The sequence below is a fragment of the Thiothrix eikelboomii genome (assembly GCF_900167255.1).
GTDB classification, from domain to species: Bacteria; Pseudomonadota; Gammaproteobacteria; order Thiotrichales; family Thiotrichaceae; genus Thiolinea; species Thiolinea eikelboomii.
In genome coordinates, this window is record NZ_FUYB01000003.1 from 38,369 (window position 1) to 52,651 (window position 14,283).

A 14,283-nucleotide genomic window follows, 5' to 3' on the forward strand; every position below is an offset into this window, starting at 1 on the left:
TTACTCCGCAGGTGATAGGGTTTTAGGTTGAATCGGTTGATTGAAATTACGCAATGAATCCCAAACATCCACTAACAAAATCAAACCGCTCGAAATCGCAAAAAACACCCCGACTCCATAAAACCAAGCTTGCGACCAACCGGTGACCGGTGCAGCATTGCTCACATTAATCAGCGTTTGCGCCCAACTGCCCGTAAGAATCAAATAAGTCACCCAAAGCATCAAAACCAGCGCTATCAAATGACTGATACGCTGTGCTTTTGGCGATAAAGCAGATACCACCTCACCTAAGCCCATATGTGCTTTTTCATGTAGCGCTACGACCGCCCCCATAAAGGTCAGCCATACGAACAACCAGCGTGATACCTCTTCAGAAAAGGCAAGGCCGGAGTTGAACCCATAACGCAACACGACATTACCAAATACGAGGATCACCATCAGAGCCAGTAGTAACACCATCAATCCAGATAGGACTCGGCAATACACATCTATAAATCGCTTCATGCACTCCTCCTCACATGAAAATCCATTAGGGTTATGAGTTCGCCAAACTATTAAAGGTAGCGCGCATCGCTTCACTATCAGGGCGCAAGCCAGTAATTAACTCAAAGGCTGCCACGGCTTGAAATACCGCCATCCCTGCACCAGAAGCCACACGGCAGCCTTTTAAACGCGCCGCTTTCAATAGCTCGGTTTCAATCGGGAAATAAATAATATCGACCACCCATAAGCGGGCTTCTAAAAACTCCAGAGGGAAAGGTGTACCCGGCAGTTTTGCCATCCCCACCGGAGTGGCATTGACCAAGCCATCAATCTGTGGAATCAATTCGGCGGTGATTGCAACCGCCTGTGCACGGTCGCTACCGTATTGCGCCATTAAACTTTGGGCTAACTCTTGAGCACGCTCGGCACTCACATCGGTGATCAACAGCGTCTGTACCCCTGAGGTGAGTAGTGCATGCGCTACTGCCAAACCCGCGCCACCTGCACCAATCAATAACACTCGCTCATGCTGGGTATCGCCCATTTGTGCTTGAAAGCTCAAAGCAAAGCCGGATAAATCCGTATTATGGCCAATGCGCTTACCATCTTTAAACACCACCGTATTCACCGCCCCCACTGCCTTAGCGGTATCGCCGAGTTCATCCAAATACTGCATGACTTGTTGCTTATACGGGAAGGTAATATTTAAACCGGAAAAACCACACCACTGCGCGGCTTGCAATAAATCAGCAAGCCTTGGGGTGGGCTGCATCGGATCGGTATCTAATAATTGATAAAGATAGTGCAAACCTAAGCGCTCACCTTCAGCTTGATGCATCGCGGGAGTCCGTGAACCTTGAATCCCCTGCCCGATCAAACCAGCCAGTATTTTGCGACGTTGCTGAATGGGTTGATTATTTAATCTATGTTCGAGCTCTGCCACAGCTCTTCTCCTCAAGTAGTGCGTGTTCTTATAATTTGTACCATTTGGTTCATTTGGTCAAGTAATTTTGTACCATATAGTTAATTTTATTTTGTAACAGGCTATACTGATAGGAGATAAACCGTTATACAGCTTGCGTTTCACACTTGAAGCAGTTAAAAAGTGCAACCGAAAGCGCACTTTATACCAAGGAATTCTTCATGCTCCACACCGACTCTGCCAAACTACTTGAGACCAAAACAGGCTGGAAACAAAACCCCGAAGCAGTGCGGATGGACATCATCAAAATTGCTACCGCAGAATTCGCCCAAAATGGTTTATCGGGTGCACGTGTGAATGAAATCGCCGCTAAAACCAAAACCTCGAAACGGATGATTTATTATTATTTCGGTGATAAAGATGGTTTGTATCAGCAAGTCTTAATAGAAGCCTATCGAGAAGTACGCGAAGGTGAACGTGAGCTAGATTTGGAGCATTTAGAGCCACTGCCTGCTTTAAAAAAACTCGTTGAATTTACTTTTGAGCATCATCGGCGCAACCCCGATTTCATTCGCTTAGTGATGATTGAGAATATTCACCACGGTGATTATTTAAAACATTCCCCCTTGATCCAGACGCTCAACCAACCGGTCATCGAGCGCCTTGAACGCATTTATGCGCGGGGCTTAGAGCAACAACTCTTTCGAGCAGGGATCACAGCGCTGGAATTACATTGGCAGATTAGTGCGCTTAGTTTTTTTAATGTCTCTAATGAAGCCACTTTCACCTTAAGTTTTGGCAAGCAACTCTTTACAAAAGCGGGCCAAGCTTCTTTAAAAAAGCAAGTCGTTGAAATGATTTTACGCTTTACGCTACGACCTGCCTTAATTGAACAGTATCTGTCTCATCCCCAAGCATAAGCCTTGCCTCAATTAGCGCTAGTCATTCACCAACTTGACCCAACCTGCATTTTGCTGCGATGAGCGCACGCAGGCATCAATAAAGCGCATTCCTGCCACACCGTCTTGCACGGTCGGAAACTGTACATCAGCAGGAATCGGCTGACCTGCTCGCAATGCCTTTATTGCGATAGCCGCTTCGGTATAAATATTTGCAAAACCTTCCAAATAACCTTCTGGATGCCCACCCGGAACGCGCGTTACACGCGCCGCAGCGGCATTTGCAGCATTTCCACCGCGCGTTATCAAACGGCGTGGCTCACCAAGCGGTGTAAACCAGAGGTAATTAGGGTCGGCCTGCACCCACTCAATACCCCCCTTAGTGCCATATACCCGCAACTTCAAGCCATTTTCATGCCCCGCAGCAACCTGACTGGCCCACAATAACCCCTTAGCAGGATGCTCACCCGCGACTGGCTTAAAGCGTAGCATGACATGCACATTATCATCCACGCGCCGCCCTGCTACGAAGGTATCCAAATCAGCCGCAAGGCTGGCAGTTTCTAGCCCGGTCACAAAGGTCGCTAAATGCCACGCATGTGTACCAATATCCCCCACACAGCCCCCCGCTCCGGTACGTGCCGGATCAGTCCGCCACTCCGCTTGCTTCTGGCCTGCTTGCTCAATCGGGTGCGCCAACCAATCTTGTGGGTATTCCACTTGCACCAGTTGAATAGCCCCTAACTCACCCGCCGCCACCATGCTTTGCGCTTGGCGAATCATGGGATAACCACTGTAGTTATGCGTGAGCACAAATAAGCGATCACGCTGCTCGACTAATTTAACCAAGGCTTCCGCATCAGCGAGGGTAGACGTTAGCGGTTTATCGCAAATCACATGGATTCCAGCCTCTAAAAACGCCTTGGCTACCGGGTAATGCAAATGATTGGGAGTCACAATCGCGACCGCCTCAATGCCATCCACCCGCGCTGCTTCTTGTTTAGCCATCTCCTGAAATGAAGCATAAGAACGTGTCGGGTCTAAGCCTAATTCATCGGCAGAGACCCGCCCACGCGCTGGGTCGGAGGATAAGGCCCCAGCAAGAAACTGATAATGCCCATCCATACGGGCTGCAATCCGGTGAACCGCACCAATAAATGCGCCTTGTCCACCACCGACCATACCCAGTCGAATAGGAGTATTGTCATAACTCATATACATTCCTTTCCTAATCTACAATTCCCATCATCTGGCGTAGAGCCGCACGATCCGTACTGCCACCCGCGAAATCATCAAAGGCTTTATCGGTCACCTGAATAATGTGTTTGGCAATAAAGGGCGCACCTTCTGCTGCACCTTGCTGTGGGCTTTTAATACAACATTCCCATTCCAGTACAGCCCAACTGTCATAGCCGTACTGCGCCATCTTGGAAAAAATGCCACCAAAGTCCACCTGCCCATCACCTAGACTACGGAAGCGCCCTGCCCGATTAATCCACGGCTGATAACCGGAATAAACCCCTTGCCGCCCCGTTGGATTAAATTCAGCATCTTTGATATGCAGGGCGGAAATACGCTCATGGTAAATATCAATGAAAGCCAAATAATCCAATTGCTGTAATACAAAATGGCTCGGGTCATAATTAATCGTGCAGCGCGGATGGTTATTGACCTTCTCTAAAAACATTTCAAAGGTAATACCATCAAAGACATCCTCACCGGGATGGATTTCAAACGCCATATCCACACCGCGCTCATCGTAATAATCCATCAATGGTTGCCAGCGCTTTGCCAATTCGGTAAAGGCTTCCTCTATCAAGCCTGCTGGACGCTGTGGCCATGGATACAAATACGGAAATGCCAAAGAGCCGGGAAAGGAGACCGTCACATTCAAGCCCAAACGCCGTGAGGCATCACCGGCGAGTTTGATTTGCTCCACCGCCCATGCCTGCCGTGCTTTAGGATGATTGCGCACCGCCTCTGGAGCGAAGGCATCAAATGGCACATCATAGGCCGGATTCACCGCCACTAATTGCCCCTGCAAATGGGTAGACAGTTCAGTAATCACCACCCCGGCTTCAGCACAAATGCCTTTCACCTCATCGCAATAGGCATCCGAAACTGCAGCAGTTTCCAAATCAAATAAACGATTATCCCAGCTTGGAACTTGAATGCCTTTATAACCTAAATCACCGGCCCATTGAGCAATGGCTGGCAGGGAGTTAAACGGGGCAGAATCCCCAGCAAACTGTGCCAGAAAAATAGCAGGGCCTTTAATCAATGCCGCCATCGTCGAACTCCCTTAGTCAGACTCAACCAATCTATGTGTCAGCTAATGATGTATTAGCGTAACAATCCCTGTGCTTCCGCCACATCCAACGCGGCTGGACGCTCACAATGCGTACTCAGCGTAATAAACTGCCCCTGCGCACCAGCCTCTAAAATCGAAGTCATCACATCAACAACATGCAAAGCAAACTCCAAAGAGCAACGATGCGGACGACCTTCTATAATCGCCAATGCCATATCAGCTAACCCGGCAGTACGATAATTTGCGACCTCACGATCATTGACTTGCGAAAATGGATGTTCCCACACGGGCGTACCATTGACGAATGCGCCTTTTTGCGTCATTCGCACTTCACCACCGAAGAAATTCGGATCAGGAATATATAAAGTACCCTCTGAACCATATAACTCCATATTCGGATGGCTCTGATGCCAAACATCCCAACTCGCCCCAAACATAATGCTAGCGCCTGAGTGGAACTCTAATAAGGCATGAATGGTAGTCGGCGTATTGACTGGAATTTTTTCACCGTGACGGGGTTGTGAAGTAATCGTGCGGAACTCGGTTGCCTTAGACGCAATCGAGCCGACCCGCTTAACCGGCCCCAATAATTGCACCAGATTGGAGATATAATAAGGCCCCATATCCAATACCGGCCCACCACCGGGCTGGAAAAAGAAATCTGGATTCGGATGCCACATCTCCATACCCGGTGACTGGACAAAACAAGTCCCCGAGGTCACTGTTCCAACCTTACCACTATCAATTAAATGCCGCGCCAATTGATGTGAGCCACCTAAAAACGTATCCGGTGCAGAACCCACCCTTACCCCCCGCGCTTTAGCCAGTGCGGCAAGCTCCTGACCTTCTGCCAAGCTCAGCACAAAGGGTTTTTCTGAATAAACATGCTTACCGGCTAATAAAGCCTGCTTGGATACTGCAAAATGCGTCGCAGGAATCGTCAGATTCACCACCATATCAATATCCGCACTCGCCAATAATCCCTCGACCGTTTCAGCCCGTAAGCCAAACTCCGCTGCTCGCGTGGCTGCTGCCTCAGCATTGATATCGGCACAAGCACGCACTTCAATCCCTTTAAACAATTTAGACAAGCGCATATAGGCAGCAGAGATATTCCCACAACCAATAATGCCCACCCCGAGCGTCAATAATTTCTCTAGGGTCTGTAAAGAGCGACTAGCAAAACGCTGTAAATCATTAGGATTATCATGCTCCATCACAAACAGTGTCGTTCCAGCGGCCTGCAAGGCTTTAGATATATTTACCCAATCCACAACACCATATCCGACATCCGCCCAACCATCCTCATCGGTATTTTCTCCGGCAGGCGCAATATCTTTGACATGCGCAATGCTAATACGCTGCCCATAACGTGTAATCCACTCTAATGGGTTTGCTCCCCCGCGCACAATCCACGCAATATCGGCTTCCCATTCGATATTCGGAGCGGTTTCCATAATAATGGTTTGTGGAATTTGTCCATCAGGGCAAGGGAAAAACTCAAAATCATGATTATGCCAGCTAAAACTGTATCCAGCCGCATTCACCCCCTCACCAATCGCGGCTAAGCGCTTTGCAAACGCTGTCCAGCCTGCACTATCGGTCGGGCGCTCATCAGGATGTAACCAAGGACAAATAATTTTCTTAATACCCAGCGTTTTAGCGGTCTGAATGACCCCCGCTAAATCACCTTCTAAGGCTTCTACACTAAAATGCCCAGATGGCATTGACATACCATATTGATCAAGTACCGCACGGAAAGCAGCTGCATCCTCATACACGGGGCCAAACCCTTCGATATTACGGTAGCCAATCGCTGCCAAACTCGAAACCACAGCGGCCCACGGTTGATAATTACGAGCGCTATAAAGCTGAAATGAAATACTCATTCTAAATATCCCTTATTAAACTAAAGCGGCGGACTAGAGCCGCAGTTCTGATTGCTGATTAAAAAGAGAGGCTCGCACGGGATCAAAACCAACACGAACACGATCACCACCTTTAATGTCGGCCAATCCGTCCATACGAAAACGCAATACCTGACCTTGAATATTCGCCCAGACTAAGGTGTCCGATCCCATCGGCTCAACCAAATCTACCACCACATCCAGTTGCACGGCACAAGCGTCCGCACAGGCATCAGCAGGGGTATTCACTTGAATATGTTCTGGGCGAATCCCAAACCAAACCTTTTGGTCTTGTAAGGCTTCAGTGGCTTGATAACCTTTGACCGAAAACTCCATGCTCGAATTGCTAAATTGTGGATCAGCGCCAACTTTTAATTGCCCTTCAAAAAAATTCATGGCAGGTGAACCAATAAACCCTGCCACGTATTTATTAGCCGGCTTATTGTAAATAACCGACGGGCTATCCAACTGCATAATCAAGCCACCTTTCATAATCGCAATTCGATCCGCCAAGGTCATGGCTTCAACCTGATCATGGGTGACATAAATCATGGTGTTTTTTAGGCGTTGATGCAGGCGCTTGATTTCTACCCGCAAATCGGCACGCAATTTAGCATCCAAATTGGAGAGTGGCTCATCGAACAGGAAGACATCCACATCACGTACCAAAGCCCGACCAATCGCAACTCGTTGGCGTTGCCCACCAGATAAAGCCGCCGGTTTGCGCTTTAAAAGAGGTTGGATTTGCAGAATTTCTGCGGTGCGAGCAATACGCTCGGCAATCTCTTTTTTCGGGACACCCGCATTTTTTAAGCCAAAGGATAAATTACCTTCTACGGTCATTTGCGGATAAAGCGCATAGGACTGGAACACCATGCCAATCCCACGCTGGCTGGGTTCTGCCCAAGTCACATTATTGCCATTAATAAAAATCTGCCCGTCGGTAATATCCAATAAGCCAGCAATGCAGTTCAACAAAGTGGATTTGCCACAACCTGACGAACCCAGCAAAACTAAAAACTCACCGACGCCAATATCTAAATTGAGCTGTTTTAAGACTTCAACACTGCCAAAATTCAGCTTGAGGTCACGGATAGAAATACTGATGTTATCTTGCATAATCAAACTCCCTTAACCTTTCACTGCACCTGCAGCAATGCCCCGCACAAACAATTTACCGGAGAAAAAATAAATCACCAGCGGTACTAAACCTGTCAGCAAGGTAGCGGCCATATTGACATTGTATTCTTTGACACCCTGCACCGAATTGACGATATTGTTTAATTGTACGGTCATTGGATATAGGTCAGGTTTGGTGTAAATCACCCCAAACAGGAAGTCATTCCAAATCCCCGTGACTTGTAAAATAATGGCGACCACAATGATTGGCAGTGCCATCGGCAGCATAATCTTAAAGAAAATACCCCAGAAACCAGCCCCATCCACCCGCGCTGCTTTGAATAATTCCTCTGGAATCGAGGCAAAATAATTGCGGAACAATAAAGTAAGAATCGGCATTCCAAAAATAGTGTGCACCATCACTAAACCCCATAAACCACCATATAAACCCAACTCACGCAAGATAATAACAATCGGATAAATCATGATTTGGTAGGGGATAAAAGCACCAATGATCAAGATGGTGAAGAAAACCTCTGCACCCTTAAAGCGCCAATTCGCCAAGGCATAACCATTCACTGCGGCTACCGCAATCGAAATAGTCACCGAGGGAATCAAGATTTGTACGGAGTTCCAAAACCCTCGACTTAAACCATCGCAGTTAATCCCAGTGCAGGCCTCCGACCAAGCCTTGACCCATGGTTGAAAGGTAATCTCCATCGGTGGGCCAAACACATTGCCCATACGGATTTCCGGCATGCCCTTGAGGGAAGTGACCACCATGACATACAGCGGCAACAGGTAATAAATTGCAGCTACTAATAAAGTGCCATAGATAAAGATATTGCGGCGTGACCAAGCTTTGCTAGGTTTCGTGCCACGCGCCCCCTCCCGCAAGCGGGTGTTAGTTTCGGATTTAGCCACGACGCTTCCCCCCAAATTGCAAATAAGCCCACGGAATCAAAATCACCACCACCGATAACAGCATCATGGTAGAGGCAGCAAAACCTTGCCCTAAATTTTGGGCTTGGAACATTTTGTCATACACGTATTTCGCCGGGACTTCCGAGGCAATGCCAGGACCACCTGAAGTTTGCGCGACCACCAAGTCATAAACCTTCACAATCCCGCTAGCAATCAAAACTAAAGCTGTGATAAACACGGGCTTCATCATCGGGATCACCACCCATAGATAGGTTTTCCAAGTAGGAATCCCGTCCACTCGTGCTGCTTTCCAGATCTCACTATCAATCCCCCGCAAACCTGCTAGCATAATGCACATAATCAGACCTGACCCTTGCCAAATACCCGCAATCAAAATGCCATAAATAACAATATCGGCATTGTATAAAGGGTCAAAGGTAAAACTCGTCCAACCTAATTGCCGCACAAGGTGCTGGACGCCGTATTCTGGATTGAGTATCCATTGCCATACCAAACCCGTGACAATAAAAGACAAGGCAAAAGGGTAAAGAAAAATACTACGGAAGGTATTTTCAAAACGAATTTTTTGGTCTAGTAAAGCCGCTAATAAAAAGCCAAGTACTAAACTCAAAATCAGACTACAAACCCCATAAATTACCAAATTTTCAACTGAAACTAGCCAGCGATTGGTTTCCCATAAACGGGTGTATTGGTCTAGGCCAACAAAATTGCTATTGGGCAACAATTTGGAGTTAGTGAAAGAATAATAAACAGTCCATAAAGTACAGCCGACAAAAATGACCAATGCGGTAAACACCATTGGAATGGATGCTAGTTTGGCACTCATGTTTTTCAGCCACGCCGGACGCGGTTGCTGTGTTGCAGCCATGCTGATCTCCTCGGTAAATCTGTTCCCTACCCCTTCCCCGCAAGCAGGAAAGGGCGTAAGAAAATAAGGGAGAGGCTAATTATTTCTCTGCCGAAATAATTTTTGCGAAGCGGGCTTGGGCATCGGCTGGGCTAATCTTCTGGTCGTTCCAGAATTCGACGATCAAGTCTTCGATTTGGGTCACCGTATCTGGAGTCAGCGTTTGATTGACGTCAGGTAGGATCTTGCCATCCGCTAGGATTTTTAAGCCTTTTTTCATGCAATCATTGGCTGTATTCAGGTCAATATCACTGCGAACGGGCAATGAACCTTTTTTTAGATTGAAAGCCACTTGGACTTGTTGGGAAACCATCAATGCAGCCAAGCGTTTTTGTGCTTCAGTTTTTTCTTTGTCCTTGACAACTGGGAAGTAGAACGCATCACCACCCGTGGAGATGACTTCATTGACACCCAAACCCGGTAAACAGGTGTAATCCTTGCCTGCGGTTTGGTTAGCCAGTTGAAACTCACCCTGCGCCCAGTCACCCATAATTTGACCGCCTGCACCACCAGTAATCACGAGGTTAGTAGCTTGATTCCAGTCTTGGACATTGGTTTTAGCTGACATTTTGCGAGCTTGATCAGCTGCCGCAAACACCTTGGCAAACTCCGCCCCCGTTGCCACCTCCGCTTTCTTATCCACGAAAACGGCTTTCCAAGAGTCCATGCCAGCAATAGCAATCGCCATTACATTAAATACCCCCGCTGACTGCCACGGCTGTTGACCGACGGCCAAAGGAACTTTGCCAGCCGCCTCAAGTTTAGGGGCAGCCGCGACCAACTCATCCCAATTTTTCGGTACTTCGACTTTGGCATCTGCAAAGGCTTTGTGGCTTAACCATAGCCATTGCCATGAGTGGATATTGAGTGGGGCGCAATACACTTTGCCATTGACCGTGCAGGAATCGAGCAAAGAGACTGGCTTGATAACCTCACGCCATTTTTCTTTTTCAGCCACTTCTGTCAGATCCAGCAATAGACCGGCAGCAATTAACTCCTCGGCTTGTTTACCATGATTAAGTTGGGTTGCACCCATCGGGTCACCGCCCATGATGCGGCTAATAATAATGGGGCGAGCAGTCCCTCCAGAACCGGCAATCGCACCGTCTTTCCACTTGTCACCGGAAGCATCAAACGCTTTGGCCAACTCGGTCACTGCGGCAGCTTCACCACCGGAGGTCCACCAGTGGGTTACCTCCAGCTCGGTAGCATAAACAGCTTGGCTTAAACCAAGGGCAACTGTGGCAGCGAGTACCGTTTTAATCATTTTCATGCACTTTCCTCCTAAAGTTCGGCTGAGTTTCGGGGGCAGATAGCTGAAGCTCAGACCATTGCATCATTGGCGTGTAATCGTTTACATTGCGATGCAAAAAAATAATTGCCTTATGTAAACGATTACATGGATAATGTAGCAAGCTCATAAGCCTTGTCAAGTGGCCTAATAGAGGAAACTTCGATAAGTCATTTTCCGGTTTCAACAGGTGAATAATGGCCTTACCTAGTATTCGTGATGTCGCTCAGGCAGCCGGGGTTTCTACTGCCACCGTGAGCCGTACCCTCAGTAGCCCCGAGCAAGTCTCCGAAGAAACTCGCCAAATCGTCATGACAGCCGTGCACTTAACAGGCTATCGCGTCAATCGGGCGGCCCGTAATTTGCGTAAACGCCAATCGGGTGAAGTCTTGGTGTTAGTACCGAATTTAAGCAATCCATTTTTCTCACAAATTTTGGGCGGCATTGAAGAGACCTTTAGCGGCACGGATTACAATGTGCTCATTGCAGACTCGCGGGGCAAAGATCAGAACGAGGATTTACTCGCTGAGCATTTAGCCAATACCCGAGCCGACGGTATTATTATTCTCGATGGTTGTGTCTCGACTCAGGTAAAAAAATGGCTCGATAAAAATGCCCAACGCCACCATACCGTATTCGCCTGTGAATGGCAGGACGGTACCACGCTGCCTGTGGTGCAAAGTAATAATCGAGCAGGTGCAGCAATGGCGATTCGTTATTTGCATCAACTCGGTCATCGCCAGATCGCTCATATCACCGGTCCGATTGATAATGTACTCACCCGTGTCCGCCGTGAAGGCGCTTTAGAGGAATATGAGCGCCTACAATTACCAATTAACCCCGCTTGGATTATTCGCGGTGATTTCTCTTTGGCGGCTGGACATCAGGCAGCCCAACAGATTATTGCCATGTCAGAACGTCCGAGTGCGGTTTTTTGTGCCTCTGACCAAATGGCATTTGGCTTGATTTCAGGTTTGTATGCTGCGGGGATTCGTGTACCGCAGGATATTTCCGTGATGGGGTTTGATGATATTGAACTGTCTGAATTTTATATCCCGCGTCTCACCACCATTCGTCAAAATCGTCCAATTTTAGGGGCAACTGCGGCGCAATTGGTGCTAGACCGCCTCAATGGTGACAGATCCGAAACCGCAGTCAACCGAATTATTGAAGTAGAACTGATGGTACGTGATAGCTGTGCCGTATTGCAGTCTACTTAAATTAGCAACGCCCCCACCCTCTGTTTGGAGCTTAATGGGGTCAACAGTTTATAACAATGATTTTGGAGTTAGCCATGAGTCCTACTGAACTTGAAGCCCGAATCACTGGGCTATTAGCACAACTCTCCCTTGAGCAAAAAGCGGCTCTCCTCGTCGGTATGGGTATTCATCTACCGGGGGCATTTAGTGTGCAACAAGCAGAGAAAGTACCGGGTGCGGCAGGGAGTACCTACCCTATTCCAGAGCTGGGTCTTCCCTCGATGATCTTATCCGATGGCCCTGCCGGAGTCAGGATTGAACCTAAGCGTGCAGACTCAGAACGCAGCTATTATTGCACTGCCTTCCCAATTGCAAGCTTATTAGCCTCTAGTTGGGATAGTGAATTAGTCACGAGTGTTGGGCAGGCGATAGGGGTAGAAGCCCGTGAATATGGGATTGATGTGATGCTCACCCCGGGGATGAATTTGCAACGGAATCCACGCGGGGGACGTAATTTTGAATATTACTCAGAAGACCCGTTGCTGAGTGGCAAAATGGCTGCCGCCCTCGTCCGAGGGATACAGACAGAAGGAGTGGGAGCATCCATTAAGCATTTTGCGGCCAATAATCAAGAAACGAATCGAATGGTGATTGATACCTTAGTCGATGAACGCAGCTTGCGTGAGTTGTATCTACGCGGCTTTGAAATTGCTGTCAAAGAGTCTCAACCGTGGACGGTGATGACGGCCTATAATCAAATTAATGGCATACCCGCTTCACAGCATCAGTGGCTGTTACAAACTATCTTACGTGATGAATGGGGCTTCGATGGTTTGGTGATGTCGGATTGGTTTGCAGGCGAGGATGTCGTCGCGCAAATGCAAGCCGGCAATGATTTACTCATGCCCGGCACACCCGAACAAAACGCTGAAATTATCCAAGCAGTAACCGACGGACGCTTAGCAGCAAGCGTACTTGATACCAACTTACGGCGCTTTTTTGCCTTATTATTTAAAACCCCAGTCGCTCATCACTATGCTTATTCTGATCAACCCGATCTAAACGCTCATGCTCAAATAGCAAGGCAAGCCGCTGCAGAAGGCATTGTCTTATTAAAAAATGCAGCGGCCTTACCGCTCAAAACACAGGCTAAAATTGCTGCTTTTGGCGTAGGTTCTTATGATTTTATTGCCGGAGGTACGGGCAGTGGGGATGTGAATAAGGCTTATACCGTCTCTTTAGTCGAAGGCTTGCAAGCGGCTGGCTTCGCGGTCAATACTCAATTACAACAGCGTTATCTACCCTATATTGCTGCCGAAAAAGCTAAGCAACCGCCCAAAAAATACTTCTTTGAATTGATTCCACCTGTACCAGAAATGCCTTTGGATACGAATATTGTTGAACAGTTTGCTGCCGAATCAGATCTAGGCTTAATCACTTTAGGGCGCAACTGTGGTGAATTCCAAGACCGTGAGTTAGAGGGCGATTACTATCTGACCGCCACCGAACAAGTCATGATTAAAACCGTGGCAGAGGCTTATCATGCCGTCGGCAAGCCAGTCGTGCTGGTCTTGAATATTGGCAATGTGATTGAAACGGCTAGCTGGCGTGATCAAGTGGATGCACTGGTGCTGGCATGGCAAGGTGGACAAGAAGCCGGGCATGCGGTGACTGCGGTATTAGCAGGCAGCGTCAATCCCTCTGGCAAACTCCCCACCTCGTTTAGTTTAAGTTATGCGGATGTTCCCTCTGCTTCTTATTTTCCGGGGGAACGCCTACCTGAGGCAACGGAACATTTTTTTGGCCCGATCTCTAAAGGTTGGGATTCGCAAGTGGACTATAAAGAAGGTATTTACGTCGGTTATCGGCATTACTGCACCCGCCAGCAAGCCGTCGCTTATCCCTTTGGTTTTGGCCTGTCTTATACCCAATTCGCTTATAGCTCGCTACAACTCAGTAGCCCAAGCTTCCAAGGTGAATTAATGCTGACGGTCGAGATTACTAATACGGGGTCTGTCGCAGGTAGAGAAGTCGTACAAGTTTATCTAGCGGCTCCAGCCGTTTCGATGGATAAACCCAGCCATGAATTGCGGGCCTTTGCTAAAACCAAGCTCTTGCAGCCTAACGAGACTCAGACCTTAGTTTTTACACTGAATGAACGTGATCTAGCATCTTGGTCAGTGGCAACTCAGGGTTGGTTAGTCGATCAAGGTGAGTATCAAGTCAAGATCGGCGCATCCTGCTTAGATTTACGCACCGAGGCGAGCTTTCAGGTTCTATAGTGAGACTTGACACCCGCT

The 14,283-nt window shown here is 48.0% G+C and carries 12 protein-coding genes; 3 read left to right on the forward strand and 9 right to left on the reverse strand.

The window, feature by feature from the left end:
* Both B5D50_RS04080 and B5D50_RS04085 read right to left on the reverse strand, forming a co-directional pair.
* The gene (locus B5D50_RS04080) at positions 1-504 is read right to left on the reverse strand and encodes a TRAP transporter small permease (protein WP_234975793.1); all 504 of its coding nucleotides are present in this window, start codon (positions 502-504) and stop codon (positions 1-3) included.
* Between the two features lie 31 nt (positions 505-535).
* Positions 536-1,426, reverse strand: a complete 891-nt coding sequence (locus B5D50_RS04085; protein ID WP_078921312.1) for a shikimate dehydrogenase — start codon at positions 1,424-1,426, stop codon at positions 536-538.
* Between the two features lie 200 nt (positions 1,427-1,626).
* On the opposite strand from B5D50_RS04085, the gene B5D50_RS04090 reads away from it, so the two are divergent.
* On the forward strand, positions 1,627-2,325 hold the full coding sequence (locus B5D50_RS04090) for a TetR/AcrR family transcriptional regulator (protein ID WP_078921313.1): 699 nt from the start codon (positions 1,627-1,629) through the stop codon (positions 2,323-2,325).
* A gap of 18 nt (positions 2,326-2,343) precedes the next feature.
* On the opposite strand, the gene B5D50_RS04095 is transcribed toward B5D50_RS04090, so the two are convergent.
* From B5D50_RS04095 to B5D50_RS04125, 7 genes are all read right to left on the reverse strand, one after another.
* Entirely contained in the window at positions 2,344-3,519 is a 1,176-nt protein-coding gene (locus tag B5D50_RS04095) for a Gfo/Idh/MocA family protein (protein ID WP_200807025.1), read from the reverse strand.
* A gap of 13 nt (positions 3,520-3,532) precedes the next feature.
* Entirely contained in the window at positions 3,533-4,594 is a 1,062-nt protein-coding gene (locus tag B5D50_RS04100) for a sugar phosphate isomerase/epimerase family protein (RefSeq protein ID WP_078921315.1), read from the reverse strand.
* A gap of 53 nt (positions 4,595-4,647) precedes the next feature.
* Positions 4,648-6,504: a Gfo/Idh/MocA family protein gene (locus tag B5D50_RS04105; RefSeq protein ID WP_078921316.1), complete on the reverse strand. Its 1,857-nt coding sequence runs from the start codon at positions 6,502-6,504 to the stop codon at positions 4,648-4,650.
* Positions 6,505-6,537: 33 nt separating this feature from the next.
* The gene (locus B5D50_RS04110) at positions 6,538-7,641 is read right to left on the reverse strand and encodes an ABC transporter ATP-binding protein (RefSeq protein ID WP_078921317.1); all 1,104 of its coding nucleotides are present in this window, start codon (positions 7,639-7,641) and stop codon (positions 6,538-6,540) included.
* A 12-nt stretch (positions 7,642-7,653) separates the two neighbouring features.
* Positions 7,654-8,565, reverse strand: coding sequence for a carbohydrate ABC transporter permease (locus B5D50_RS04115; protein WP_234975794.1), 912 nt, complete (start codon positions 8,563-8,565; stop codon positions 7,654-7,656).
* The gene (locus B5D50_RS04120) at positions 8,558-9,454 is read right to left on the reverse strand and encodes a carbohydrate ABC transporter permease (RefSeq protein WP_078921319.1); all 897 of its coding nucleotides are present in this window, start codon (positions 9,452-9,454) and stop codon (positions 8,558-8,560) included. Before B5D50_RS04120 ends, B5D50_RS04115 begins: the two co-directional genes overlap by 8 nt.
* A gap of 79 nt (positions 9,455-9,533) precedes the next feature.
* Positions 9,534-10,766, reverse strand: coding sequence for an ABC transporter substrate-binding protein (locus B5D50_RS04125; RefSeq protein ID WP_078921320.1), 1,233 nt, complete (start codon positions 10,764-10,766; stop codon positions 9,534-9,536).
* A gap of 215 nt (positions 10,767-10,981) precedes the next feature.
* Between B5D50_RS04125 and B5D50_RS04130 the strand changes: the two genes are divergently transcribed.
* Together B5D50_RS04130 and B5D50_RS04135 are read left to right on the forward strand one after the other, a co-directional pair.
* Complete coding sequence (locus tag B5D50_RS04130; protein ID WP_078921321.1) at positions 10,982-12,004, forward strand: LacI family DNA-binding transcriptional regulator; 1,023 nt, start codon at positions 10,982-10,984, stop codon at positions 12,002-12,004.
* 74 nt (positions 12,005-12,078) lie between these two features.
* Positions 12,079-14,265, forward strand: coding sequence for a glycoside hydrolase family 3 N-terminal domain-containing protein (locus B5D50_RS04135; protein ID WP_200807026.1), 2,187 nt, complete (start codon positions 12,079-12,081; stop codon positions 14,263-14,265).
* Positions 14,266-14,283 lie beyond the last annotated feature (18 nt).